The sequence below is a fragment of the Streptomyces sp. NPDC005962 genome, assembly GCF_040629205.1.
Lineage (GTDB): Bacteria > Actinomycetota > Actinomycetes > Streptomycetales > Streptomycetaceae > Streptomyces.
Window position 1 is genome coordinate 1 of the sequence record NZ_JBEXVE010000041.1, and the last position, 26580, is coordinate 26580.

Annotated in this window: 17 protein-coding genes and 1 rRNA gene; 13 read left to right on the forward strand and 5 right to left on the reverse strand. The window is 71.1% G+C overall.

From position 1 onward, the window contains the following. Positions 1-88: ribosomal RNA gene (gene rrf / locus ABZ370_RS39925) — 5S ribosomal RNA — on the forward strand; the annotation flags it as partial. Between the two features lie 276 nt (positions 89-364). Here rrf and ABZ370_RS39930 read toward each other — a convergent pair. Continuing rightward, a complete protein-coding gene (locus ABZ370_RS39930) occupies positions 365-1579 on the reverse strand; it encodes a hypothetical protein (protein WP_358632092.1) in 1215 nt (404 codons plus the stop codon). A 149-nt stretch (positions 1580-1728) separates the two neighbouring features. Here ABZ370_RS39930 and mtnA point away from each other — a divergent pair, with 149 nt between their 5' ends. The 7 genes from mtnA (at position 1729) to ABZ370_RS39965 (ending at position 10295) form a co-directional block, all read left to right on the forward strand. Next, positions 1729-2886: an S-methyl-5-thioribose-1-phosphate isomerase gene (gene mtnA / locus ABZ370_RS39935; RefSeq protein WP_358632095.1), complete on the forward strand. Its 1158-nt coding sequence runs from the start codon at positions 1729-1731 to the stop codon at positions 2884-2886. After that, the gene (mtrA, locus tag ABZ370_RS39940; protein WP_358632098.1) at positions 2883-3560 is read left to right on the forward strand and encodes a two-component system response regulator MtrA; all 678 of its coding nucleotides are present in this window, start codon (positions 2883-2885) and stop codon (positions 3558-3560) included. The genes mtnA and mtrA overlap by 4 nt, the downstream gene beginning before the upstream one ends. A gap of 112 nt (positions 3561-3672) precedes the next feature. After that, entirely contained in the window at positions 3673-5592 is a 1920-nt protein-coding gene (mtrB, locus tag ABZ370_RS39945; RefSeq protein ID WP_358632241.1) for an MtrAB system histidine kinase MtrB, read from the forward strand. Then, positions 5582-7450 (forward strand): LpqB family beta-propeller domain-containing protein, encoded by a 1869-nt coding sequence (locus ABZ370_RS39950; RefSeq protein WP_358632101.1) that lies wholly within the window; start codon positions 5582-5584, stop codon positions 7448-7450. The genes mtrB and ABZ370_RS39950 overlap by 11 nt, the downstream gene beginning before the upstream one ends. Before the next feature lie 131 nt (positions 7451-7581). Next, positions 7582-8328, forward strand: coding sequence for a ComF family protein (locus tag ABZ370_RS39955; RefSeq protein WP_358632104.1), 747 nt, complete (start codon positions 7582-7584; stop codon positions 8326-8328). Positions 8329-8645: 317 nt separating this feature from the next. Beyond that, positions 8646-9338: a ribosome-associated translation inhibitor RaiA gene (raiA, locus tag ABZ370_RS39960; RefSeq protein ID WP_358632107.1), complete on the forward strand. Its 693-nt coding sequence runs from the start codon at positions 8646-8648 to the stop codon at positions 9336-9338. A gap of 219 nt (positions 9339-9557) precedes the next feature. Continuing rightward, complete coding sequence (locus ABZ370_RS39965; protein ID WP_358632110.1) at positions 9558-10295, forward strand: response regulator transcription factor; 738 nt, start codon at positions 9558-9560, stop codon at positions 10293-10295. A 36-nt stretch (positions 10296-10331) separates the two neighbouring features. On the opposite strand, the gene ABZ370_RS39970 is transcribed toward ABZ370_RS39965, so the two are convergent. Continuing rightward, on the reverse strand, positions 10332-11522 hold the full coding sequence (locus ABZ370_RS39970; protein ID WP_358632113.1) for a crosslink repair DNA glycosylase YcaQ family protein: 1191 nt from the start codon (positions 11520-11522) through the stop codon (positions 10332-10334). 50 nt (positions 11523-11572) lie between these two features. Further along, entirely contained in the window at positions 11573-12199 is a 627-nt protein-coding gene (locus tag ABZ370_RS39975; RefSeq protein ID WP_358632116.1) for a GNAT family protein, read from the reverse strand. A gap of 242 nt (positions 12200-12441) precedes the next feature. Here ABZ370_RS39975 and secA point away from each other — a divergent pair, with 242 nt between their 5' ends. Then, on the forward strand, positions 12442-15276 hold the full coding sequence (gene secA / locus ABZ370_RS39980; protein ID WP_358632119.1) for a preprotein translocase subunit SecA: 2835 nt from the start codon (positions 12442-12444) through the stop codon (positions 15274-15276). Between the two features lie 90 nt (positions 15277-15366). Here secA and ABZ370_RS39985 read toward each other — a convergent pair whose 3' ends face one another. Next, on the reverse strand, positions 15367-16080 hold the full coding sequence (locus ABZ370_RS39985; RefSeq protein ID WP_358632122.1) for an Rv3235 family protein: 714 nt from the start codon (positions 16078-16080) through the stop codon (positions 15367-15369). A gap of 673 nt (positions 16081-16753) precedes the next feature. On the opposite strand from ABZ370_RS39985, the gene ABZ370_RS39990 reads away from it, so the two are divergent. Together ABZ370_RS39990 and ABZ370_RS39995 are read left to right on the forward strand one after the other, a co-directional pair. Then, positions 16754-17260 (forward strand): hypothetical protein, encoded by a 507-nt coding sequence (locus tag ABZ370_RS39990; RefSeq protein ID WP_358632125.1) that lies wholly within the window; start codon positions 16754-16756, stop codon positions 17258-17260. A gap of 48 nt (positions 17261-17308) precedes the next feature. Then, a complete protein-coding gene (locus ABZ370_RS39995) occupies positions 17309-17977 on the forward strand; it encodes an HAD family hydrolase (protein ID WP_358632128.1) in 669 nt (222 codons plus the stop codon). Positions 17978-18042: 65 nt separating this feature from the next. Here the strand turns inward: ABZ370_RS39995 and ABZ370_RS40000 are convergent, their stop codons facing one another. After that, a complete protein-coding gene (locus ABZ370_RS40000; RefSeq protein WP_358632131.1) occupies positions 18043-18618 on the reverse strand; it encodes a DJ-1/PfpI family protein in 576 nt (191 codons plus the stop codon). A 431-nt stretch (positions 18619-19049) separates the two neighbouring features. Here ABZ370_RS40000 and ABZ370_RS40005 point away from each other — a divergent pair, with 431 nt between their 5' ends. Further along, positions 19050-24023 carry an NAD-glutamate dehydrogenase gene (locus tag ABZ370_RS40005; RefSeq protein WP_358632134.1) on the forward strand — a complete coding sequence of 1658 codons (4974 nt, stop codon included), beginning with the start codon at positions 19050-19052 and terminating at the stop codon, positions 24021-24023. Positions 24024-24207: 184 nt separating this feature from the next. Continuing rightward, on the forward strand, positions 24208-26538 hold the full coding sequence (locus ABZ370_RS40010) for a CDP-glycerol glycerophosphotransferase family protein (protein WP_358632137.1): 2331 nt from the start codon (positions 24208-24210) through the stop codon (positions 26536-26538). Positions 26539-26580 lie beyond the last annotated feature (42 nt).

Genomic DNA, 26580 nt, shown 5'->3' on the forward strand with positions numbered 1-26580 from the left:
CGGTTACATTCCGAACCCGGAAGCTAAGCCTTTCAGCGCCGATGGTACTGCAGGGGGGACCCTGTGGGAGAGTAGGACGCCGCCGAACAATCTTTAGCCTCGGCCCTGAGCATTTCATGCTCGGGGCCGAGGCATTTTTGCGTTCAGCGCCAGGTTCCCAATCGAACTGATGTATCACCGGATCGAGTGAACCGGGGCTGCGGCCCTGGCGTGGCGAGTGCGGGACCGCTCAGAATCGCCGGACAGGAGGGGTGAGGAGAAGCGGGGGGTGTTGAGCGTGCTGCGGGCCGGGAGAGCGGTGGAGGCGGCGTCAGGGCCCGTTACGGGGTCGGGTCTGACGCCACCACCTGCCAGCGTCACCAGATCAGTCGCCGTAGCCGGCGGCGCGGGCGAGTTCGATGTCGAGTGCCTCGCGGCGAATGCGCTGGTCCATGTAGAGAAGAGCGGTCACACCGGCGCTGATCGGGAAGGTGACAGCCGAGCTGATCACCCCGCCGATACCGACGACGATCAGAAAGGCCCAGCCGACGGAGACGGACTCGCCGGACAGGTAGTCGATGGCGCTGTCCCCGCCGAACGCCATCGCGACGGCGCTGGTCGGGACCTCGACGATGGCGGCCACGAGGAAGACCAGCACGATGGAGAGAAGCTGGATTCCGAAGACGCGCCACCACGCTCCCCGTACGAGCTTCGCCGAGCGGCGCAGCGCGGAGATGATTCCCTGCTTCTCCAGCATCAGGGCCGGGGCGGCAAGGCTGAAGCGGACCCAGAGCCAGATGGCGACGCCCGTTCCCGCGAGAGCGCCGAGCGAGGCGAGTGCCGCGCCCTCGCTGCCCACACCCACCGCTGCGAGGAGCATCCCCGGAGCCATTCCCACGCCGATGACGGCCGCGGTGATGGCGGGGATGAGCAGGAGCAGCCCGCACAGCTGAAGCAGGCGCGGCCGGGCACCGCCCCAGGCCTCGCCGGAGGTCACGGGACGGCCCAGGACCGCCCGGGCCGTGACCATGGTCAGGAGCGCGGTGGTGACGATGGTGCCCAGCACGCCGACGAGCAAGGTCACCGAACTGCTGCCCAGCGCGCTGCGTACGGCCTCCAGCGCCTCTCCGAGGGTGGGGTCCGGTTTGTCGACCGTGGCGGTGCCGGAGGTCGTGCGGAACCACAGGCCGGTGATGACGGTGATCAGCCCCTGGGCCACCACCGAGACGGCGAGCGAGATGCCGAGGACCGTGCGCCAGTGGGCACGCATGGTGGCGATCGCGCCGTCGAGGATCTCGCTCACACCGAGCGGCCGCAGCGGGATGACGCCGGGGCGGGGTGCGGGCAGGGGCTGTCGAAAACCGGCTCCCCAGCCGGCGCCGTTCGCCGGTCCGGCCGGGTGCGGGGGCGGCGGCGTGGAGATGCCGCCGCCCGGGGCCGTCCAGCGTCCTGCGGGCGGCTGCTGCTCGGCCCAGGTGCTGCCCCGCGCAGGCCGCTCCGGTACGGGGTGGTCGACGGGCTCGTTCGGCTGCTGACTGCCGTGGTCGGGCTCGTCGGAAGGGGACGATCCGGGCGGAGCCCAGCCCGGAGACTCGTTCATCGTCGCTCCGTAGGTCGTTCGTTGGCCGGTCGCGGATGCGGTGACGGCCGCTTCGTAGCCATCGTGCCACGGTGCGTTGTGGTGCGTATCGGTCGCTGGGGTGGGCTGACCACTTCATTAGTCGGTGCCGCAGGGGGCAGACTGGGCGGATGGCTGATGAGCACCGGGGCTCCCCGGAAGGCGCCGCGGCGCCCACTGCTTTCGCACTGCGCTGGGAGGAACCACCGGAGGGGCCCGTGGTGGTGCTCCTCGACCAGACCCGGCTTCCCGCCGAGGAGGTCGAGCTGGTGTGCACCGATGTGCCGGTGCTGGTGGAGGCGATCCGCTCGCTCTCCGTACGGGGAGCCCCGCTGCTCGGCATCGCCGGGGCCTACGGGGTCGCCCTCGCCGCGGTGCGCGGCTTCGATGTGGACGAGGCCGCCGAGTCGCTCGCCCACGCCCGCCCCACCGCCGTCAACCTCGGCTATGGCGTCCGCCGGGCCGCCGCCGCGTACCACGCGGCGGTCAGGGGCGGGGCGGACCCCGACCGGGCCGCCGCTGCCGCGCTCGCCGAAGCCCGCACCCTCCATGGTGAGGACGCCGAGGCCAGTGAGCGGATGGCCGGGCACGGCCAGGCGCTCCTCGATGAGCTGCTGCCCGCGGGGGGCTACCGCATCCTCACCCATTGCAACGCCGGTGCGCTGGTCTCCGGCGGTGAGGGCACCGCCCTGGCCGTGGTCAAGGCGGTGCACCGGGCCGGGCAGCTGCGGCGGCTCTGGGTGGACGAGACCCGCCCGCTGTTCCAGGGGTCCCGCTTGACGGCGTACGAGGCGGCCCGGGAGGGGATGGCCTACACGCTGCTCACCGACAACGCGGCGGGTTCGCTGTTCGCGGCGGGGGAAGTGGACGCGGTCCTGATAGGCGCGGACCGGATAGCAGCGGACGGCTCGGTGGCCAACAAGATCGGCAGCTATCCGCTCGCGGTGCTGGCCCGCTACCACCATGTGCCGTTCATCGTGGTGGCCCCGACCACCACGGTGGACCCGGACACCCCCGACGGGGCGGCGATCGAGGTCGAACAGCGGCCCGGACACGAGGTGACGGACGTCATAGTGCCGCATCCCCCGGGTCCCGGTGCCGAGGCGGCGATGGGAGTGCCGTTGGCTCCGCTGGGCACTCAGGCGTTCAACCCGGCCTTTGACGTCACACCGCCGGAGCTGGTGACCGCGATTGTCACCGAGCGTGGTGTCGTCGCTCCGGTCACCGAGGGAGGTATCGCAGAGCTGTGCGCCAGGTCACGATCAGGTAATGGGATGATGGCCTCATGAAGGGACGCGTCCTTGTCGTCGACGACGACACCGCACTGTCAGAGATGCTCGGCATCGTGCTGCGCGGCGAAGGCTTTGAACCGTCGTTCGTGTCGGACGGCGACAAGGCTCTTGCCGCCTTCCGCGAGGCCAAGCCGGATCTGGTGCTGCTCGATCTCATGCTGCCGGGGCGGGATGGAATCGAGGTGTGCCGGCTGATCCGGGCCGAGTCCGGAGTGCCGATCGTCATGCTCACCGCCAAGAGCGACACGGTCGACGTGGTGGTCGGGCTGGAGTCCGGTGCCGATGACTACATCGTCAAGCCGTTCAAGCCGAAGGAGTTGGTGGCCCGCATCCGGGCGCGGATGCGGCGGTCCGAGGACCCGACGCCGGAGCAGCTGACGATCGGCGATCTGGTGATCGACGTCGCCGGGCACTCGGTGAAGCGGGAGGGGCAGTCGATAGCGCTGACCCCGCTGGAGTTCGATCTGCTGGTGGCCCTGGCCCGTAAGCCGTGGCAGGTGTTCACCCGCGAGGTGCTGCTGGAGCAGGTCTGGGGCTATCGGCACGCGGCCGATACACGGCTGGTCAATGTCCATGTGCAGCGGCTGCGCTCCAAGGTCGAGAAGGACCCGGAGCGGCCGGAGATCGTGGTGACCGTGCGCGGCGTCGGCTACAAGGCCGGGCCCAGCTGAGATGACGGGTGGCGGCACGGCTCCGCGGCCCCAGGGTTCCGGAGCCGGGGCGCCGGAGAGCGGCCGGGTGGGGCGCCCCGACCCGGCGGGTGACATTCCGCTGCTCCGGAGGCTGTGGAGCGGCGGGCATCTGCTGCCCGACGGCGCCTCCGGCGGACCGGCCCATCCCCTGATCCGCCTGTTCGGGCGGTGGGCGCGCCGTCCGCTGCTGCCCGCTGCCCGGCTGTGGCGGCGGAACATCCAGCTGCGCGTGGTGGCCACCACGCTGCTGATGTCGCTCGGCGTGGTGATCCTGCTCGGCCTGGTCGTCATCGGCCAGGTGCGTAACGGACTGCTGGACGCCAAGCGGCACGCCGCGCAGGGCCAGGCCGTGGGCGGGTTCGAGGTGGCCGAGCAGATGGCCGACCGTAAGAGCGATGCCGGTGGCCAGGACGGTGCGGGCCCCGGCAGCCGCGGCACCCAGGACGCCGGGGCGTGGCTGAACGCCCTGGTGGAGCAGTTGGCCAGTGGCGGCAAGGGCGCGTATTCGGTGGTCGCGCTCAGCTCCGACTCCGGGGAGACGCCCTATGTGGCCAGCCGCGGCCCCCGGGCCTCCGGGGACGTCAAGGCGGACAGTGTCCCCGCCGACCTGCGGCGGCGGGTGGACGAGGGCCGGACCGCGCCGTATGAGCAGTACGGGCGGATCGAGCATCTCGGCTCCGGCGACACGGAGGCCGCGCTGATCATCGGCAAGCGGCTGGACGACAACCACGGCGACGCCTATCAGCTGTACTACCTTTTTCCGTTCACCCAGGAGGAGAAGTCGCTGAGCCTGGTGAAGGGCACGCTGGCCACGGCCGGGGTGTTCGTGGTGGTGCTGCTCGGCGCCATCGCCTGGGTGGTGGTGCGGCAGGTCGTCACGCCGGTGCGGATGGCGGCCGGGATCTCCGAGCGGCTGGCGGCCGGTCTGCTGCAGGAGCGGATGAAGGTCACCGGGGAGGACGACATCGCCCGCCTCGGCGAGGCGTTCAACAAGATGGCCCAGAACCTTCAGCTCAAGATCCAGCAGTTGGAGGAGCTGTCCCGGATGCAGCGGCGGTTCGTCTCGGATGTCTCGCACGAGCTGCGCACGCCGCTGACCACCGTGCGGATGGCGGCGGACGTCATCTACGAGGGGCGTGAGGACTTCGACCCGATCACGGCGCGCTCCGCCGAGCTGCTGTGGGGCCAGGTCGACCGCTTCGAGTCGCTGCTCTCCGATCTGCTGGAGATCAGCCGGTTCGACGCGGGCGCGGCCGCCCTGGAGGCCGACCAGATCGATCTGCGCGACGTGGTGAACCGGGTGGTCGACGGCGCCGAGCCGCTGGCCGACGCCAAGGGCACCCGGATAGTGGTGCGGGGCGCCGAGGCGCCGGTGGTCGCGGAGGCGGACGCCCGCCGGGTGGAGCGGGTGCTGCGCAATCTGGTGGTCAACGCCGTGGAGCACGGCGAGGGCCGGGACGTGGTGGTGCGGCTCGCGGCGGCGGGCGGCGCGGTTGCCGTGGCCGTACGGGACTACGGGGTGGGGCTGAAGCCCGGCGAGGCGACGAGGGTGTTCAACCGCTTCTGGCGGGCCGATCCGGCGCGCGCCCGCACGACCGGCGGCACCGGTCTGGGTCTGTCGATCGCGGTGGAGGATGCGCGGCTGCACGGCGGCTGGCTCCAGGCGTGGGGCGAGCCCGGGGGCGGTTCGCAGTTCCGGTTGACGCTGCCGCGCGTCAATGGCGATGTGCTGCGCGGTTCGCCGATCCCGCTGGAGCCCGAGGATTCCCGGCGCAACCGGCTCCCGGCCGGCGGCGGGCAGGCGCAGCCTGCGGCGGAGCGGCTGGCCTCGGTGCCCGCGCAGCCCCGCTCCGCGCTGCCGCCCGCCGACGCCCCGGCGCCCTCGGCCGATCCGACGGCGCTGCCGGGGAACGGGGCGCGGGTGGTGCGTGGCGCCGCGGAGCCGCCGCACCGGGAGCACCGCGAGCGAACGACACCGAACGAAGGGGAGGGCAGCCCCCGTGGGCGCTGACCGTGCCGACCGCGACCGTTCCCGCTCCGGCGCCCGCCGCCGTGCGCGGGGCACCGGCACGCTGCTGGCGTGTGGGGCGCTGCTGCTGTCCGGCTGTGCCTCGATGCCCGACAGCGGGGATGTGCGCCGGGTCGACTCCTCGCCGCGCTCCGATGTGGATTCGCAAGTCCGGGTGTACGGGGTGAGTCCGGGCAAGGGCGAGCAGCCCGCGGAGCTGGTCTCCGGCTTCCTGGAGGCCACGACGAGTGACGAGGAGAACTTCGCCACCGCGAAGGAGTATCTGACCCGGGGTGCCTCCAAGGACTGGAATCCGTTCGCGCAGACCACGGTGCTGGAGCAGGCGCCGGATGTGCGGGTCGAGACCGACCCCGGTGACCGGGACGGCAACAGCAAGACGGTCGTGCTGTCGGGCGAGCGGATCGCCACGGTGGACGCGACCCACGCCTACCGGCCCGATGAGGAGAGGTACGAGAAGCGCATCCACCTCACCCTGCGCGGGTCGGAGTGGCGGATCGACGGGCCGCCGCCCGGGCTGGTGCTCGGCGAGTCCGACTTCCAGCGCATCTACCACTCGGTCAACAAGTACTACTTCGCGAAGCTCGGCCCGGATGCCTCGGACTCAACGGTGGGGGACGAGGTTCTGGTCGCCGACCCGGTCTATCTGCGGCGGCGCATCAATCCGGTCACGGCGACCGTCAAGGCGCTGCTGGACGGCCCGACGGACTGGCTCGATCCGGTGGTGAGCACGTCGTTCCCGGCCGGTACGGCGCTGGGCCGTCACACCGACCGGCTGTCGCTGGACGATTCGAACGCGCTGAAGATCCGGCTGAGCGACCAGGCGGCGCAGATCAGCGCGGGCCGATGTGCGCGGATGGCGGCGCAGACGCTGTTCACGGTGCAGGACCTCTGGGAGGGATCGGATGAGGTCAGCGGGGTGCGGCTGGAGCGGCAGAGCGGCTCGGAGCTGTGTTCCCTGTCGAGCGACGCGGCGCGTGCGTACGCGCCCGACCGTGTCATCGGGCGGCCCCAGCACCAGTACTTCGTGGACGCGCAGCAGCGGATGGTCCGGCTGTCCGACGACGAGGACAAGCCACGGCCGGTGCCGGGGCCGTTCGGCGCCGACGGCGCGGGGCTGGGCACCGTGGCGGTCTCGCGCGACGAGAGGGATGCGGCCGCGGTCAGCGAGGACGGCCGGTCGCTGTATGTGACGGAGCTGTCGTCCGGCGCCGAGCGGGGCCGGGTGCGGGTGCACAGCCAGGGCGGCAGCCGCGAGCACGGGCTGACGGCGCCCAGCTGGGACGGGCTGGGCGGGCTGTGGGTGGCCGACCGGGACCCGCAGCGGTCGCGGCTGCTGCGGCTGCGGGGCGGTACCGGCCCGGCGGACGAGGTCGCGCTGCCGGCGCTCGACGGTGGCCGGATCACGGCGCTGCGGGTGTCCGCGGACGGTACGAGGATCGCGATGCTGGTCAAGCAGGGCGGGCATACGACGCTGCGGCTGGGCCGGATCGAGCGGCGGGGCACGGCGGACCACCCGAAGTTGTCGGTGCGGGCGCTGCACGCGATCGCGCCGAAGCTGCAGGACGTCGACACCGCGTCCTGGGCGGGGGACAGCCGCCTGGTGGTCGCGGGCCGTGAGTCGGACGGCGTGCAGCAGCTGCAGTACGTCGAGACGGACGGCTCACCGGCGGACCTGCCGGAGGTGCCGGGCCCGAACGGGGTGGAGACGGTGGCCGCCTCGGAGGACCAGACCCGGCCGCTGATCGCCGAGACCAGGGAGAACGGGATCGTCCGGCTGCTGCCGAATACGGACTGGAAGACCGTGGACGAGGACGGTTCGGGGCCGGTGTACCCCGGATAGCCGTATGCCGGGGGGAGGCGGTGGCGGCCGCGTCACCGCCTGTTCCGCCATGGGGGCGCCCGGTTGTTCACATGCGCGTGGTTTTCCACAGGGGGTGGCGGCCGGGCCGGTGTGACGGGACAGTGGGGGCCATGCGGGGCTGGTGGCAGGAGATCGCCGATCTGGTGCTGCCGGCCGACTGCGCGGGGTGCGGTCGGCCGGGTGTCCCGCTGTGCGACCGGTGTCATGGGGCGCTGCGCGGGTCCGGGGCGCGTCGGGTGCCGGGTCCGGTGCCGCCGGGGCTGCCGGTGGTCCACGCGGCCATGGATTACGTGGACGAGGCCCGGGCGGTGCTGCTCGCCCACAAGGAGCGGGGAGCGCTGCGGCTGGCGGGGCCGCTGGGTGAGGCGCTCGCCGGTGCGGTGCGGGCGGCGGCCGGTGGGGCCCTGCCCCGGGCCCCGGGAGACCCACCGCTTCTGCTGGTGCCGGTGCCCTCGGCGCGGCGTGCGGTGGGGGCGCGGGGCCATGATCCGGCCCGGCGTATCGCGTTCGCCGCGGCGGGCGTGCTGCGCCGCGAGGGGTGTCGCGCGCGGGTTCCGGGGGTACTGCGGCAGCGGCGCCGGGTGACCGACCAGTCGGGGCTGGGCGCCCTGCAGCGCCGGGAGAACGTGACGGGGGCACTGGAGGTCGTGCCGGGTGGCGGGCGGCTCCTGGTGGCGGGCCCGGTGGTGCTGGTGGACGATCTGATGACGACGGGGGCCTCGCTCGCGGAGGCGGCACGGGCGGTGGCCGAGGCGGGCGGGCAGGTCGTGGGCGGGGCGGTGGTGGCCGCGCCGCAGGCCCCTCCTTCGAGGTCTCCCGGGCGTCTCAGACCCTTCGCGAGCGATAAGCGGAACTGATTACGAAGCCGCGTCGTTGCAGGCTGTAAGGATGCCGAAGCACCTGATCGGAGGTTCGGCCCGGTAGGGGGTGCCGACATCCGTCCGAGCGAGCTATGTTCGGTTGTGAGGAGTGGCAAGTGCTATGACTCGCAAATCCGCTTGGCGTGCTTTGGGTACTTTCTTGTGAGCCGTTGGGCAAGACGGGGTGGACTTCTTCCCCGTGGGAAGGAGAGGTGAAAGCCGCCAAGCCGGTGGCTCCGGAAGACGCCGGAGCCTAGTGCACAAGGGATGAGCTCCGGTGGATGATCCGGAGCGACCCGGGAACGGAGTTCTGCGTGGACATCGTCGTCAAGGGCCGTAAAACAGATGTGCCCGAGCGGTTCCGGAAGCACGTGGCCGAGAAGCTGAAGCTGGATAAGATCCAGAAGCTCGACGGCAAGGTGATCAGCCTCGACGTCGAGGTGTCCAAGGAGCACAATCCGCGGCAGGCCGACCGGTCCGACCGAGTGGAGATCACCCTTCGCTCCCGTGGCCCGGTCATCCGGGCGGAGGCCGCGGCGGCCGATCCGTACGCAGCGCTGGACCTGGCGGCCGGCAAGCTGGAAGCGCGGATGCGCAAGCAGCATGACAAGCGACACACCCGGCGTGGCAACGGACGCATTCCGGCCAGCGACGTGGCCATCACGGTGCCCAACGCGGCACGCATCAACGGGCACGGCGAGATCGCCGCCCAGCGCACCCCGTCGGACACTGTCCCGACCACCCGGATGGGACCCCTGGAAGTCCAGGGCGAAGGCCCCCTCGTGGTTCGTGAGAAGACCCACGCCGCAGTCCCGATGACGCTCGACCAGGCTCTCTACGAGATGGAGCTGGTCGGGCACGATTTCTATCTGTTCGTCGACTCCGACACCAGCCATCCCAGCGTCGTCTACCGGCGGCACGGCTATGACTACGGGGTCATTCATCTTCAGCCGGAGGCGTTCGCCGGGGAGGAGCCCGGCGGCGCGGGCGGCGCGCTCGGCGCCTGAGGCCGGCCGGGCCTCGACGCCTCGACCGCCTCTGGGCGGGCGCACAGAGAGTGAGCGGGATCGCGCGGCGTATGCGCCGCGCGGTCCCGTGGCCGGTCCGGGCATGAAATCATGGCTCGACGGCCAACCGGCATGGGGAAACGACTGGTTGATGCCGTACCGCACCCGTGCACCACAGCGTGCAAACCGCAAGGGCCATGGCCTTCAGGGGGAGGAACGATGGCGGACAGCTTCGGGCCCGTGTCCGACGAAGGCGATGACCAACGCCTGGGGCCGGACAGGGAACAGCCGCGCAAGGAGCCGATTCGGGTCCTCGTAGTGGACGACCACGCTCTCTTCCGGCGTGGGTTGGAGATCGTCCTGGCCCAGGAGGAGGACATCCAGGTCGTCGGCGAGGCCGGAGACGGCGCCGAGGCCGTGGACAAGGCGGCGGATCTGCTGCCGGACATCGTCCTGATGGATGTGCGCATGCCCAAGCGCGGGGGGATCGAGGCATGCACGTCGATCAAGGAGGTGGCCCCCAGCGCGAAGATCATCATGCTGACGATCAGCGATGAGGAGGCCGACCTCTACGACGCGATCAAGGCGGGCGCCACCGGCTATCTGCTCAAGGAGATCTCGACCGACGAGGTGTCGACCGCCATCCGGGCGGTGGCCGACGGCCAGTCGCAGATCAGCCCGTCGATGGCGGCCAAGCTCCTCACCGAGTTCAAGTCGATGATCCAGCGCACCGACGAGCGGCGGCTGGTACCGGCTCCCAGGCTCACCGACCGTGAGCTGGAGGTGCTGAAGCTGGTGGCCACCGGCATGAACAACCGCGACATCGCCAAGGAGCTGTTCATCAGCGAGAACACCGTGAAGAACCACGTCCGGAACATCCTGGAGAAGCTGCAGCTGCACTCCCGGATGGAGGCCGTGGTCTACGCGATGCGGGAGAAGATCCTCGAAATCAGGTGAGCGCTCGCCCTCGGGTGAGCGGGGACCGGGCCGCGGTCAGCGGACCGCGGCCGCCAGCGGCGCGGCCAGCTCCGGGCGGTCGACGCGCTCGATCCGCACCGTGTCGCAGCCCACCCAGCCCGCCGCCTCGCGCAGCGCCTCGGCCATCGGTGCCACGGCCTTCGGCGAATCCAGCGACACCTGCCGGGCCACCAGCGTGCTCCCCTCACGGGCCGGGTCGACCCGGCCGAGCAGCCGCCCGCCCGACAGCAGCGGCATGGCGAAGTAGCCGTACACCCGCTTGGGCCGGGGCACGTACGCCTCCAGCCGATGGCTGAAGCCGAAGATCCGCTCGGTGCGCGCCCGGTCCCATATCAGCGAGTCGAAGGGCGACAGCAGGGTCGTACGGTGCCGTCCGCGCGGGGCGGCGGCCAGCGCCTCGGGATCGGCCCAGGCCGCCTTGGACCAGCCCGCGACCGTCACCGGCACCAGCCCCGAGTCCGCGATCACCGCGTCGACCTGCTCCGCCTTGAGCCGGTGGTAGTCCGCGAGGTCCGCCCGGGTGCCCACGCCGAGGGACTGGCCCGCGAGCCGCACCAGCCGCCGCAGACACTCCGCGTCGTCCAGGTCGTCGTGGAGCAGCGCGGCCGGCACGGCGCGCTCCGCCAGGTCGTACACCCGCTTCCAGCCGCGCCGCTCCACGCACACCACCTCGCCGTACATGAGCGCGCGCTCGACCGCGACCTTCGCCGCCGACCAGTCCCACCACGGGCCGCCGTTCTTGGCGCCGCCCAGCTCGGTCGCGGTCAGCGGGCCCTCGGCCCGCAGCTGCGCCACCACCTTGTCGTACACCCCGTCCGGCAGCTCGTGGTGCCAGTGCGGGCGGGTGCGGTAGGCGCGGCGGCGGAAGGCGAAGTGCGGCCACTCCTCGATCGGCAGCACACAGGCCGCGTGCGACCAGTACTCGAAGGCGTGGGTGTCGCTCCAGTACGCCGAGTCGACCGCCCGGCGGCCGACCGCGCCCAGCCGCGCGTACGGGATCAGCTCATGCGAGCGGGCCAGCACCGAGATCGTGTCCAGCTGCACCGCGCCCAGATGGCGCAGGACGCCGCGCACCCCGCCGCGCCGGTCGGGCGCCCCCAGGAACCCCTGGGCGCGCAGCGCGATCCGGCGCGCCTCGTCGGCGGACAGGGTGACCTCGGGCTTGTGGGGTGCGGTACTCCCGGACCCGGCGGCTGGATTCGTCATGCGCGCCACCGTAGTGGTGACCACCGACAACGCCCCGCCCCGGATGTGGCTCAGACCGGGTTCGCGGCGGGGGCGGGGAGGTACGGGGTGGTCGAGGGCAGCCCCCAGTCGGAGGGCAGCAGCGCGCCCCGCCAGGCGTCCCGCCGCGTGCCCTCGCGGACGATCCGCGCCCGGTCCGTCCCCTCCATGCGGAAGCCCACGGCGATCGCGACCGCCCGCGACGCCTCGTTCCCGGCCTCCGTGCACCACTCCAGCCGCTCCACGCCCAGCGCGGTGAACGCCCACTCGGCCACCGCCCGCGCCGCCTCGCCCGTGTAGCCGCGCCGCCGGTGCTTCCGTACCGTCCAGTAGCCCAGTTCGGCCTGGCGCTCGGGGCCGCGCAGTCGGGCCAGCCGTACCAGGCCCATGGCGCCGATGAGTTCGCCCGCACCGTCCTCGCGGTCCTTACCGCCCCTACTCTGGGTGACCAGCGCGAAGTTATAGGTGCTGTCGTTCCGCCAGCCCTCCGGGCAGGTCCACCGGACGAAGTCCTCGGCGTGTGCGCGTACGTACGGAGCGGGCACGGTGGTCCAGCGCAGGATGTCCGGGTCCTGGCAGGCGGCGTGGACCGCCGGGGCGTCGGACGGCCGGAAGGGGCGCAGAACGAGTCGCTCGGTGGTGAGGGTGACGGGCTCCATGGGCCGAGTCTGGGCCGCTGCCGCGCGGTGCCGCGAGTGGTTTTGGCGAATTCGGGGGCACCCCGGCGACCTCTCACGCGTTGACACGGTGTGGTGACACCCGGCCCGCGTGGTGACGGACCTCCCGGCCAGGCGGGGTCTGTCTTACGATGGCCGTTGCGGCGGGGCTTGTGCCCCTTGACAATGCCGCGCCAGCGCACCCCACAACCGTGCCAGGCCCGACCGGCAAGGAGCCAGCCTACGTGTCCGTCTTCAACAAGCTCATGCGTGCAGGCGAAGGAAAGATCCTGCGCAAGCTGCACCGCATCGCGGACCAGGTAAATTCCATCGAAGAGGACTTCCTGTCCCTCTCCGACGCCGAGCTGCGTGCCCTCACCGACGAGTACAAGGAGCGGTACGCCGACGGCGAAAGCCTCGACGACCTGATGCCGGAGGCATTCGCGACGGTGCGCGAGGCGGCCAAGCGGGTGCTTGGCCAGCGTCACTACGACGTCCAGCTGATGGGCGGCGCCGCGCTGCACCTCGGGTACGTCGCCGAGATGAAGACCGGTGAGGGCAAGACCCTGGTGGGTACTCTGCCCGCCTATCTGAACGCGCTGTCCGACAAGGGCGTCCACCTCATCACGGTCAACGACTATCTGGCCGAGCGTGACTCCGAGTGGATGGGCCGGGTGCACAAGTTCCTCGGCCTCGAGGTCGGCTGCATTCTCGCCAATATGACCCCGGCACAGCGCCGCGAGCAGTACGCGTGCGACGTCACCTACGGCACGAACAACGAGTTCGGCTTCGACTATCTGCGCGACAACATGGCGTGGTCGCAGGACGAGCTGGTCCAGCGCGGCCACAACTTCGCGATCGTCGACGAGGTCGACTCGATCCTGGTGGACGAGGCCCGTACCCCGCTGATCATCTCTGGCCCGGCCGACCAGGCCACCAAGTGGTACGGCGACTTCGCCAAGCTCGTCCTGCGGCTGTCCCGGGGCGAGGCGGCGAACCTGCAGCGCGGCCAGGAGGAGACCGGCGACTACGAGGTCGACGAGAAGAAGCGCACCGTCGCCATCCATGAGTCCGGTGTGACCAAGGTCGAGGACTGGCTGGGCATCGACAATCTGTACGAGTCCGTCAACACCCCCCTGGTCGGCTACCTGAACAACGCCATCAAGGCCAAGGAGCTGTTCAAGAAGGACAAGGACTACGTCGTCATCGACGGCGAAGTCATGATCGTCGACGAGCACACCGGCCGTATCCTCGCCGGTCGCCGCTACAACGAGGGCATGCACCAGGCGATCGAGGCGAAGGAAGCGGTGGACATCAAGGACGAGAACCAGACCCTCGCCACGATCACCCTGCAGAACTTCTTCCGCCTCTACGGCAAGCTCTCCGGCATGACCGGTACGGCGATGACCGAGGCCGCCGAGTTCCACCAGATCTACAAGCTGGGCGTCGTCCCGATCCCGACCCACCGCGCGCTCGCCCGGGTCGACCAGTCCGACCTGATCTACCGCACCGAGGTGGCCAAGTTCGACGCGGTCGTCGAGGACATCGTCGAGAAGCACGAGAAGGGCCAGCCGGTCCTGGTCGGCACCACCTCCGTGGAGAAGTCCGAATACCTGTCGCAGCAGCTCTCCAAGCGCGGAGTGCCGCACGAGGTGCTGAACGCGAAGCAGCACGACCGGGAGGCGACGATCGTCGCCCAGGCGGGCCGCAAGGGTTCCGTCACGGTCGCGACGAACATGGCCGGCCGTGGTACGGACATCAAGCTCGGCGGCAACCCCGACGACCTCGCCGAGGCCGAGCTGCGCCAGCGCGGGCTGGACCCGATGGAGCACTCCGAGGAGTGGGCGGCCGCGCTGCCCGCCGCCCTGGAGAAGGCCGAGGCCGCGGTCAAGGCCGAGTTCGAGGAGGTCAAGGAGCTCGGCGGGCTGTATGTGCTGGGCACCGAGCGCCATGAGTCGCGCCGTATCGACAACCAGCTGCGCGGTCGTTCCGGCCGTCAGGGCGACCCCGGCGAGTCCCGCTTCTACCTCTCGCTCGGCGACGACCTGATGCGGCTGTTCAAGGCGCAGATGGTCGAGCGCGTGATGGCGATGGCCAACGTCCCCGACGATGTGCCGATCGAGAACAAGATGGTCACCCGCGCCATCGCCTCCGCCCAGTCGCAGGTCGAGCAGCAGAACTTCGAGACCCGTAAGAACGTCCTGAAGTACGACGAGGTCCTCAACCGGCAGCGTGAGGTCATCTACGGCGAGCGCCGCCGCGTCCTGGAGGGCGAGGACCTGCAGGAGCAGGTCGTCCACTTCATGAACGACACGATCGACGAGTACATCCAGGCGGAGACCGTCGAGGGCTTCGCGGAGGAGTGGGACCTGGACCGGCTGTGGGGCGCGTTCAAGCAGCTCTACCCGGTCGAGGTGACCGTCGAGGAACTGGAGGAGGAGACCGGCGACCGTGCCGGGATCACCGCCGAGTTCATCGGTGAGGCCATCAAGGACGACATCCGCCAGCAGTACGAGACCCGTGAGGAGCAGCTCGGCTCCGAGATCATGCGCGAGCTGGAGCGGCGTGTCGTGCTGTCCGTGCTGGACCGCAAGTGGCGCGAGCACCTCTACGAGATGGACTACCTCCAGGAGGGCATCGGGCTGCGCGCGATGGCCCAGAAGGACCCGCTGGTCGAGTACCAGCGGGAGGGCTTCGACATGTTCCAGGCCATGATGGAGGGCATCAAGGAGGAGTCGGTCGGCTACCTGTTCAACCTGGAGGTCCAGGTCGAGCAGCAGGTCGAGGAGGTCCCGGTCGAGGACGCCGAGGTGAAGGCCTCGCTGGAGAAGGACGTGCAGGACGCGGTCCCGGCGGGCGCGTCCTCGGGGCGTCCGGAGATCCACGCCAAGGGCCTGGAAGCCCCGCAGCGGCCGGACCGGCTGCACTTCTCGGCCCCGACGGTGGACGGCGAGGGCGGCATCGTGGAAGGCGACTTCGCCAACGGTGACACCCCGCCCGCGCCGCGCTCCGAGGCCGACGGGATGACCCGGGCGGAGCGGCGCAAGGCCAACAAGGGCGGTCGCCGCCGCAAGAAGTAGGGCGCGTTCGTCAGCTCGTCGGCGCGTCAGTAGCTCGTCAGTTCGTCAGAAGGCCGGGGCACCGTGCGATCGCACGGTGCCCCGGCCTTCTCATGTGACCAGCGGTCCGAGGTCGACGGCGGCGCAGCGCCAGCGGGCGTCGGCGCCCAGCTCCAGACGGAACGCCAGCGCGCTGAGCCGGTCGCCGGAGACGATCCGGGCGAACGCCTCGATCACCCCGTGCCGTGGCCGGTACTCCCCGCAGCGCCGTACGACGGGCGCGGCGCGTCCGGCGGCGGGGCGCAGCGGGGAGCGCGGCGCGAGGGCGATCAGCTGGTCGTAGGCGTCCGGGAGGGCGTGCCCGAGCAGGGTGTGGACGGGGCGCTGGCCGCTGAGGGTGAGCAGCAGCCGGTGCGCGAACCAGTAGTGCGGCAGCCGGTCCCGCTCCCGTCGTAAGGCGGCGAGGGCGGCCGTGCGGGAGACGGCCGCGGTGCGCAGGGCCGGTGCGGTGTGGATGCCGGGGCGCGGCGCGGCCACGCCGCCGGGCACGCTGTCCGGCCGCCGTACGGTGGCGCCGCCGCCCGGGCGCTGTACGGTGGCGCCGCCCGGGCGCCGGGAATCGCGGCGGCCCGGCGGCCCGCCGCGGCCTCCGGCCCCGCCGCTCCGGCGCCGGGCCGCGGTGCCCGTCGTGCCCCGTTCGCTGCCCCTGCCGCCGCCGTGGGCACCGCTGGGGGCATCACCGTGGGCGCCGTGGTCCGGCCGCCGGGCCGGGCGGCCCTCCTCGGTGACTGTGGTCGGCGTCGTCGTCCGGGTGGTCTCGTGCATGCGCCTCGCCGTCTCTGCCGGGCCCGGGGAGTACCGGGCAGTAGCTTCCGTTGGGAGACTTCTACCGACGTGTTTCCGCCACCCGCAATGCCCGGTCCCGGGCGCCTGGGGGCGGCATGGGGCTTCACCTATCCGGGGGAATCGGTTGGGTAGAAGGCCTGGTGGCGGCGTAGGAAGCGGCGGTCGAGCCGGGGTCCACAGGCCCCCGGAAATACCCCGAACGGGGACCGCGAGGGGCGCCCCGCGAAGCCGTTCCGGGCTGCGCCGGGACGGAGGCCGGGCCCCGCAGGCCCGGCCCGCTTGGTCCCGCAGCGCACCGCCCCCGCCGAAGGCGGGCCACGCCACCGCCCGGCTGGGCGTTGTGTGCCGCCGGGGCGAGGCGGACCGCAGGGCCGTCGCAGCGCCGGTGCCATGCGGGTGGCGGCCCGGCTGACCGGGCTGCCGGGGGCCGGGCGCCGCGTCCCCGGCCGCCGCATCGCCGCGAGCTGTCGTATGAAGGCCCGGCGGCCCTCGGATGCCTCCGGCGCTCGGGCAACCGCGCTCTACCGGCAGGGGGGCACCTCCCAGCGGTGGCTGGGGGAGGCTTTGGCGTCCCGGAGGCGAACTGGGCCCTCACGGCGGGAGCGTCGAACGTATGCTGGCGGGACCTGATGTCTCGTGAAAGTGGCGGCCCATGCGCGTCTACGTCCCCCTGACCCTCTCCGGTCTCGCCGAGGCGCACAAGACGGGAGAACTGGGACCGGGGCCGCTGACCGCCTACGCCGTGACGCCCGCGCTGCGCGAGTGGTACGTGTCGGACGACATCGAAGAGCTGGAGTACGCCGCGCTCAGCCGGGCCGCGCAGGCGTCCCTGCGGCTGCTCGCCGTGGACCGGCAGGTGCCGCGGCGGCGCGTGGTGGTGGCCCTGGACGTGCCCGACGGGCAGGCGGTCGCCGATCCGGACCGGGGGCTGGACCAGTCCGCGCTGGGGGAGGTGCGGATCGCCGCCGCCGTGCGGCTGTCCGAGGCCGCGGCGGTGCACCTGGACGCCGACGACGCCGAGCGGGACGTCGCCGCGGCGGCCGAGGCACTGGGCGCGGCGGACGTCGGGGACGACGACGCCCAGTTCACCGTGGACGGCGCGGAGGACCACGAGCTGCTGTGGTACGCCACCCAGGAGATCCCCCATCTCATCGAGTGAGCTACTTGCCCTGTCCCGTTCGCCGGTCCCGCTGGGTACCGTCGAGGGATGGGGAAGAACCGGGTGACGCACATCGTGTGGGACTGGAACGGCACGCTCTTTCACGACATCGACGCCGTGATCCTGGCGACGAACGCCTCCTTCGGGGAGATCGGCCTGCCGCCGATCACTCTGGAGCGCTACCGGGAGCTGTACTGCGTCCCGGTCCCGCTCTTCTACGAGCGGCTGATGGGGCGGCTGCCCACCGATGACGAGTGGGAGGTCATGGACGAGGCCTTCCACCGGCACTACTGGGCGCTGGCCGAGAGTGCGGGCCTGGCGCTCGGCGCCCGGGAGCTGCTCGCGGAGTGGCAGGGGGCGGGTCTCACCCAGTCGCTGTGCTCGCTCGCGCCGCACGAGAATCTGATGCCCCTGGTGCGTACGCATGGCATCGAACGCCACTTCGTCCGCGTGGACGGCCGCACCGGGCAGAGCACCACCGGCAAGGCCGAGCAGATGGTGCGCCATCTCGCCGCGCTGGAGAAGGTGCCGCCGCAGCGGGTCGTGGTCATAGGGGACGCGGTGGACGACGCGGTGGCGGCCCGGCATGTGGGCGCGCGGGCGGTGCTCTACACGGGCGGCTCGCACAGCCGGACCAGTCTGCTGGCCGCCGGGGTGCCGGTGGTCGACACCCTGGAGGAAGCCGTACGGGAAGCCGAGACGCTGGCTGACAGCTGACAGCCAGCGGGTAGCGGATGGCAGATTTCAGACTTCAGGTATCAGCTGACAGATAACGGAATCTGTCAGCTGATCGGCGCCTTCTGTCGCAGCACCGCCAGAAACTCCCGCATCCACACCGGATGGTCCGGCCATGCCCGCGACGACACCAGCGTGCCGTCCACCACGACCTCCGTGTCCTGGAACGTCGCTCCCGCCGCCTGCATGTCCAGTTCCAGCGCCGGGTACGAGGTCACCCGCCGTCCGGTCAGCGCGCCGACCGCCGCCGTCAGCAGTGGGCCGTGGCAGATCTGCGCCACCGGCTTGTCGGCGTCGAAGAACGACTTGCAGATCTTGCGCAGCTCCGGGTCGTTGCGCAGGTATTCCGGGGCCCGGCCGCCCGGGATGACCAGGGCGGCGTACTGTCCCGGGTCGACGTCGGAGAAGGCGAGGTCGGCGGGGAAGCTGTAGCCGGGCTTCTCGGTGTAGGTGTCGTAGCCGTCCTCGAAGTCGTGCACCACGAAGCGCAGCGTTTTGCGGGTGGGGGCCGCGATGTGTACGTCGTAGCCCTCCTCGCGCAGCCGCTGGTACGGGTACAGCACCTCCAGGGACTCGGCCGCGTCCCCGGTCACCAGCAGGATCTTCGCAGCCGTGCCGCTCATGCCGCCCACCTCCACGTTTCCACGCTTACCACCGTCGATGTCACCCTGCATCCGCATCAAGGGTTTGCCAAGAGCGCGTGATGAGACCTCGCACCCTGCCCTCCCTGTCCATTTCGGCAAACATCCGGGCCGAGTTTTGTACACGAACGGCTCATGACGAGCCCCTGGGGTGGAGCGATAGCCTTACTGCGTGATCAGCGCGATAGTCCACGGGGGCAAGGAGGCCCTCGCTCCCAGCCCGGGGCGCCTCCGGGCCGGAGCCGCTGCCGCTGGTCGACGCCGCGTGGGGTCGTCTTGGTCACTTACGGCCGAGTACGCCGCGGCCTTCTCCCGATCCGGCATACCGTCGTACGTGACCGGATACCCCGAGTCGCGGCGTCATGCCACCGCCACCTATGTCACGCAACGGCGCGCGACAGGAGCCAGAGGACATGCAGACCAAGCTGGACGAAGCCAAGGCCGAGCTGCTCGCACGGGCCGCGCGGGTCGCCGAGAACAGTCCTGCCGGGGGGCAACCACCGGTACAGGGCCCGGGCCCGGAGACCCTGACCGCATACCTCCAGCACTACTACCTGCACACGCCGCCGGAGGATCTCGCGGACCGCGACCCGGTCGACGTCTTCGGTGCGGGACTCTCCCACTACCGGCTCGCCGAGGCGCGCCCGCAGGGCACGGCGAACGTTCGGGTGCACACTCCGACCGTCGAGGAGCACGGCTGGACGTGCAGCCATTCGGTCGTCGAGGTCGTCACCGACGACATGCCGTTCCTGGTCGACTCGGTCACCAATGAGCTGACCCGCCAGGGCCGCGGCATCCATGTGGTGATCCACCCGCAGGTGGTCGTGCGCCGTGACATCACCGGCAAGCTGATCGAGCTGCTGGACGCCTCGTACGACCGCAAGGCCCGTGAGAATCTGCCGCACGACGCCGTCGTCGAATCCTGGATTCACGTCGAGACCGACCGGGAGACCGACCGCGGCGACCTCAAGCAGATCACCTCCGATCTGCTGCGCGTCCTGTCCGACGTCCGCGAGGCCGTCGAGGACTGGGACAAGATGCGCCAGTCGGCGCTGCGGCTGTCCGAGGTGCTGCCGGAGGAGCCCAAGGCCGCCGAGGTGCTGCCGGAGGAGGTCGAGGAGGCCCGTGAGCTGCTGCGCTGGCTCGCCGACGACCACTTCACCTTCATCGGCTACCGCGAGTACGAGCTGACCCAGGCGCCCACCGAGGCCGGTGGCGAGGAGGACGTGCTGAGCGCGGTGCCCGGCACGGGCCTGGGCATCCTGCGCTCCGATCCGGCCCACCAGGACACTGATGAGAGCGTCCACGCCGGGCCCGCCCCGGTGTCCCCGTCGTTCAACCGGCTGCCCGCCGACGCGCGCGCCAAGGCCCGCGAGCACAAGCTGCTGGTCCTCACCAAGGCCAACAGCCGCGCCACCGTCCACCGGCCGTCCTACCTCGACTACGTCGGCGTGAAGAAGTTCGACGCCGAGGGCAATGTGATCGGCGAGCGCCGCTTCCTGGGGCTGTTCTCGTCCGCCGCGTACACCGAGTCGGTGCGCCGGGTCCCGGTCATCCGGCGCAAGGTGGCCGAGGTGCTGGCGGGCGCCGGGGTCGGGGCCAACAGCCACGACGGCCGGGACCTGCTGCAGATCCTGGAGACCTACCCGCGCGACGAGCTGTTCCAGACCCCGGTCGACCAGCTCCGCTCGATCGTCACCAGCGTGCTCTACCTCCAGGAGCGCCGCCGGCTGCGGCTGTTCCTGCGTCAGGACGAGTACGGGCGCTACTACTCCGCGCTGGTCTACCTGCCCCGTGACCGCTTCACCACCGATGTGCGGCTGCGGCTGACCGACATCCTGCTGGAGGAGCTGACCGGCCGCCCGCCGGTGGACTTCACCGCCCTGCACACCGAGTCGGTGCTGTCCCGGCTGCACTTCGTGGTCCGCGTCCAGCCCGGTACGGAGCTGCCCGACCTGACCGACGCCGATGTCGAGCGCATCGAGAACCGGCTGGTCGACGCCGCCCGTTCCTGGGCCGACGGCTTCTCCGAGGCCCTGGTCTCCGAGGTGGGCGAGGAGCGCGCCGCCGAGCTGCTGCGCCGCTACCAGCACGCCTTCCCGGAGGGCTACAAGGCCGACCACACGCCGCGCGGCGCCGTCGCCGACCTCCAGCACGTGGAGCGGCTGACCGCCGAGGACAGCCCGCAGGACTTCGCGCTCAGCCTGTACGAGCCGGTCGGCGCGGCCCACGCCGAGCGCCGCTTCAAGATCTACCGGGCGGGCGGCCAGGTGTCGCTGTCGGCCGTGCTGCCGGTGCTCAACACGCTCGGCGTCGAGGTGGTCGACGAGCGCCCGTACGAGCTGCGCTGCGCGGACAGGACGACGGCCTGGATCTACGACTTCGGGCTGCGGCTGCCGCTGCGCGAGGGCGAGGCGCTCGCCGACGACGCCCGCGAGCGCTTCCAGAACGCGTTCGCCGCCGTGTGGACCGGCCAGGCCGAGAGCGACAACTTCAACCAGCTGGTGCTGGGCGCGGGGCTGGACTGGCGGCAGGCCATGGTGCTGCGCGCGTACGCCAAGTACCTGCGGCAGGCCGGTTCGACCTTCAGCCAGTCGTACATGGAGGACACCCTCCGTAACAATGTGCACACCACCCGGCTGCTGGTCTCCCTCTTCGAGGCCCGGATGTCGCCCGAGCGGCAGCGGGCGGGCCTGGAGCTGACCGATGCCCTGATGGAGGAGCTGGACGCGGCGCTGGACCAGGTGGCCTCGCTCGACGAGGACCGCATCCTGCGCTCGTTCCTCACCCTCATCAAGGCCACCCTGCGCACCAACCACTTCCAGAAGAACGCGCACGGCGCGCCGCACGACTACCTGTCGATCAAGCTCGACCCGCAGGCCGTGCCCGATCTGCCCGCGCCCCGCCCGGCGTACGAGATCTGGGTGTACTCGCCGCGCGTCGAGGGTGTGCACCTGCGCTTCGGCAAGGTCGCGCGCGGTGGCCTGCGCTGGTCCGACCGGCGTGAGGACTTCCGTACCGAGATCCTGGGCCTGGTCAAGGCGCAGATGGTGAAGAACACGGTCATCGTGCCGGTCGGCGCCAAGGGCGGTTTCGTCGGCAAGCGGCTGCCGGACCCGTCGGTGGACCGGGACGCCTGGATGGCCGAGGGCATCGGCTGCTACAAGACCTTCATCTCCGGTCTGCTCGACATCACCGACAACCTGGTCGGCGGCCAGGTCGAGCCGCCGAAGGACGTCGTCCGGCACGACGGGGAGGACACCTACCTGGTCGTCGCCGCCGACAAGGGCACCGCGACCTTCTCCGACATCGCCAACGAGGTCGCCCAGTCGTACGGCTTCTGGCTCGGCGACGCCTTCGCCTCCGGCGGTTCGGCCGGTTACGACCACAAGGGCATGGGCATCACCGCGCGCGGCGCCTGGGAGTCCGTCAAGCGGCACTTCCGGGAGCTGGACCACGACACCCAGAGCGAGGACTTCACGGTCGTCGGCGTCGGCGACATGTCCGGTGACGTGTTCGGCAACGGCATGCTGCTGAGCGAGCACATCCGGCTGGTCGCCGCCTTCGACCACCGGCACATCTTCATCGACCCCAACCCGGACGCGGCCACCTCGTACGCCGAGCGGCGCCGGCTGTTCGAGCTGCCGCGCTCGTCCTGGGAGGACTACGACACCGGGCTGATCTCGGCGGGCGGCGGCATCCACCCCCGGACCGCCAAGGCCATCCAGATCACCCCGCAGGTGCGGGCCGCGCTCGGCATCGAGACCAAGGTCGCCAAGATGACCCCGGCCGACCTGATGAAGGCCATCCTCAAGGCCCCGGTCGACCTGCTGTGGAACGGCGGCATCGGTACGTACGTCAAGGCGTCCACCGAATCGCACGCCGACGTCGGCGACAAGGCCAACGACGCGATCCGGGTGGACGGCCAGGACCTGCGGGTCAAGGTCGTCGGCGAGGGCGGCAACCTGGGCCTGACCCAGCTCGGCCGCATCGAGTTCGCCACCAACGGCGGCGGGATCAACAGCGACGCGATCGACAACAGCGCCGGGGTGGACACCTCCGACCACGAGGTGAACATCAAGATCCTGCTCAACGCGCTGGTCACCGAGGGGGACATGACGGTCAAGCAGCGCAACAAGCTGCTGGCCGAGATGACCGACGAGGTCGGCGCGCTGGTGCTGCGCAACAACTACGCGCAGAACGTGACCCTCGCCATCTCCGCCGCCCAGGCCCCCAGCCTGCTCCACGCCCACCAGCGGCTGATGCGCCGGCTGTCGCGCGAGGGACGGCTGGACCGCGGGCTGGAGTTCCTGCCCGCCGACCGGGTCATCCGCGAGCGGCTGTCCGCCGGGCGCGGTCTGACCCAGCCCGAGCTGGCCGTGCTGCTCGCCTACGTCAAGATCACGGTGGCGGACGAGCTGATCGGCACCGGGCTCCCCGACGACCCGTACCTCCAGCGGCTGCTGCACGCCTACTTCCCACAGGCGCTGCGCCAGAGCTTCCCCGAGTACGTCGACGGGCACGCACTGCGCCGCGAGATCATCACCACGGTGCTGGTCAACGACACGATCAACACCGCCGGTTCGACCTTCCTGCACCGCATGCGGGAGGAGAGCGGGGCCTCCACCGAGGAGGTCGTGCGCGCCCAGACCGCGGCCCGAATGATCTTCGAGCTGGGGGAGGTCTGGGACGAGGTCGAGGCGCTGGACACGGTCGTCGCCGCGGACTTCCAGACCCGGATGCGGCTGCACTCGCGCCGACTCGTCGAGCGCGGCACCCGCTGGCTGCTCAACAACCGGCCGCAGCCGCTGGAGCTGGCCGGGACGATCGAATTCTTCGCCGAGCGGGTCGCCGCGGTGCGGGCACAGCTGCCCAAGCTGCTGCGCGGCGGCGACATCGAGTGGTACCAGCGCATCCACGACGAGCTGACCGCCGCCGGTGTCCCGGACGATCTGGCGACCCGGGTGGCGGGCTTCTCGTCCGCCTTCCCGACGCTGGACATCGTCGCCATCGCGGACCGCACCGGCAAGGACCCCCTCGCGGTCGCCGAGGTCTACTACGACCTGGCGGACCGGCTGTCGATCAGCCAGCTGATGGACCGCATCATCGAACTGCCGCGGGCCGACCGCTGGCAGTCCATGGCCCGCGTCTCCATCCGCGAGGACCTGTACGCGGCGCAGGCCGCCCTCACCTCCGACGTCCTGTCGGTCGGTAACGGCGGCTCCACGCCGGAGCAGCGCTTCAAGGCCTGGGAGCAGAAGAACGCCGCGATCCTCCAGCGGGCGCGGACGACGCTGGACGAGATCCAGTCGTCGGAGACGTTCGACCTGGCGAACCTGTCGGTGGCGATGCGCACCATGCGGACGCTGCTGCGCACGCACAGCTGACCGCTCCGGTCGGTTTTCGGCGCCCCCGGCGGGTTTCATGCCCGCCGGGGGCGTTTTTCACCCGCTCGGCCGCCCCCGCCTTGGGCTTATCGGGCATATCGGGACGTACGACCCTACGGTGTGAGTCAGTGAGCGCTTCGCGCCTCGACCCGCCGTCGCGTCCGTCGCGTCCCGAGGAGCCCGCATGCCCCGCTTCAGCATCGTCATCGCCGCCTACCGCGTGCAGGGCTATCTGCAGGCCTGCCTGGACTCCGTGCTGACCCAGTCGTTCCGCGACGTGGAAGTGGTGGCCGTCGACGACTGCTCGCCGGACCACTGCGGTGCCATCATCGACTCCCGCGCGGCCCACGACAGCCGGGTGGTGCCCGTGCACCAGGCCGTCAACTCCGGCCCCGGCCAGGCCCGTAACGCCGGTGTCGAACGGGCCACCGGCGACTATCTGCTCTTCCTCGACGGGGACGACACCCTCGCGCCCGGCACCCTGGAGGGCCTCGCCGAACGGCTCGCCCTCGACGAGGACCCGGACATCCTCTACTTCAACCACGTACGCACCTACTGGTCGGGGCGTACCGCGCCCAGCGTCTTCGGGGAGCTGCTGGCCTCGGCGGGCACGGAGGTGTTCTCCGTCCTGGAGCGCCCCGAATTCCTGCGGATCTTCGCGATGTCGTCCAACCGGGTCTACCGCCGCGCCTTCTACACCGGCCACGGTTTCTCGTTCAGCGAGGGAATCTACGAGGACGCGCTGCTGTCGTATCTGACGATGCTGACGGCGCGGCGCATCTCCTGTGTGGACCTGGTCGGCCTGGAATACCGTCAGCGCCGGGTCGGCGCCAGTACGGGAAGTCCCGGCGAGAAACACTTCGTCATATTCGACCAGTACGCCCGGCTCTTCACCTTCCTCGACGAGCATCCGCATCTGAATCCGCTGCGGTGTCTGCTCTTCGAGCGGGCCGTCTCCCATTTCCTGTTCTGCCTGGACCGCCGTTCCCGGGTGGCGGCGGCCGACCGGCCCCGGTTCTTCCGCCGGGCCGCCACCTGGTACCGGACTCACATCCCGGACGGATTCCGGCCGCCCGCCGGAGCCGAATGGCGCTTCGCGGCGCTGGCCCGCGGCTCGTTCGCCCGCTACCGGGAGCACGAGACGGCGACGCGTGCCGTCGCCGGGGCCCGCAAGGCCAGGCGGATGGCGCGCGCGGCGCTGGCCGTACGGGGCAAACGGGCCCTGTACCGGGCCCACCGGCGGCGCCCGGCCGACCCGAACCTGGCCGTCTACAGCGCGTACTGGGGCCGCGGAGTGCTGTGCAATCCGGCGGCGATCTACTACAAGGCCCGGGAACTGGCACCGCACATCCATGGGGTGTGGGTGGTCAAGAAGTCGGAGATCGCCTCGCTTCCGGAGGACGTCGACTACGTCGTCTCGGGCACCCGGGACTTCTACCGGACGGTGGCCCGCGCCACCTATTTCATCAACAACGTCAATTTCCCCAACGACGTCGTCAAACGGCCCGGCACGGTGCATGTGCAGACCTTCCACGGCACACCGCTCAAATGCATGGGCCTGGACCAGCAGTACTATCCCGCCGCCGCGGCGGGAATGAGCTTCGGGAATCTCCTCAAGCGCATCGACCGCTGGGACGTCGCCCTCTCCTCGAATCCGCACTCCAGCGAGGTGTGGGAACGGGTCTATCCCGCCGACTACCGGCTGCTGGAATGCGGATATCCGCGCAACGACGTGCTGGTCTCGGCCTCCGCGGACGACGTACGGCGCGCTCGCGCCGGGCTCGGCGTTCCGGAGGGCCACACCGCCGTCCTCTACACCCCCACGATCCGCGACTACCAGAAGGGGTTCGTCCCCCGGCTGGATCTGGAGCGGGTCAGCCGCGCCCTGGGCCCCCGTACGACGCTCCTGGTGCGGGCGCACTACTCGTACCGGCCGTCGGCGGCGCTGCGCGAACTCGACGCGGCGGGGCTGGTGCGCGACGTGTCGAACCACCCTCGGGTGGAGGAGGTGTGCCTGGCCGCCGACGCGCTGATCACCGACTATTCGTCGATCATGTTCGACTACGCGCTGCTGGACCGGCCCATCGTGATCTACGCGGACGACTGGGACACCTACCGGGCCGCCCGCGGCGTCTACTTCGACCTGCTGTCGGGCCGCCCCGGCGACACTCCGGGCCCGGTGGCCCGCACCCTGGACGAACTGGTCGCCGTCTTCCGCGAGGGCCGCTGGTGCGACGCCGAGGCGGCCGCGCTGCGCGCCGCCTTCCGGGCCCGCTTCTGCCCGTACGACGACGGCCACGCGGCCGAGCGCGTCGTACGGACGCTCATGCTGGGCGAGGACGTCACGGCCCGGCCGCTGCCGTCCGTGGCGCAGGGGCGGCCCGGGAGCCGTACGGTGCCGTCGCCGCACGAGGCGCGGGGGCACGGCGGGGGCGCGCTGCCGCCGCATGCCGTGCAGCCCACGCGTGCCGTTCCGGAGGTTCCCGAGGTGCCCGAGGTTTTCGAGAGCGACTGATCCCGTCGTACGCCTGTCGTACCCCCGTCGTACGTCCGTGAA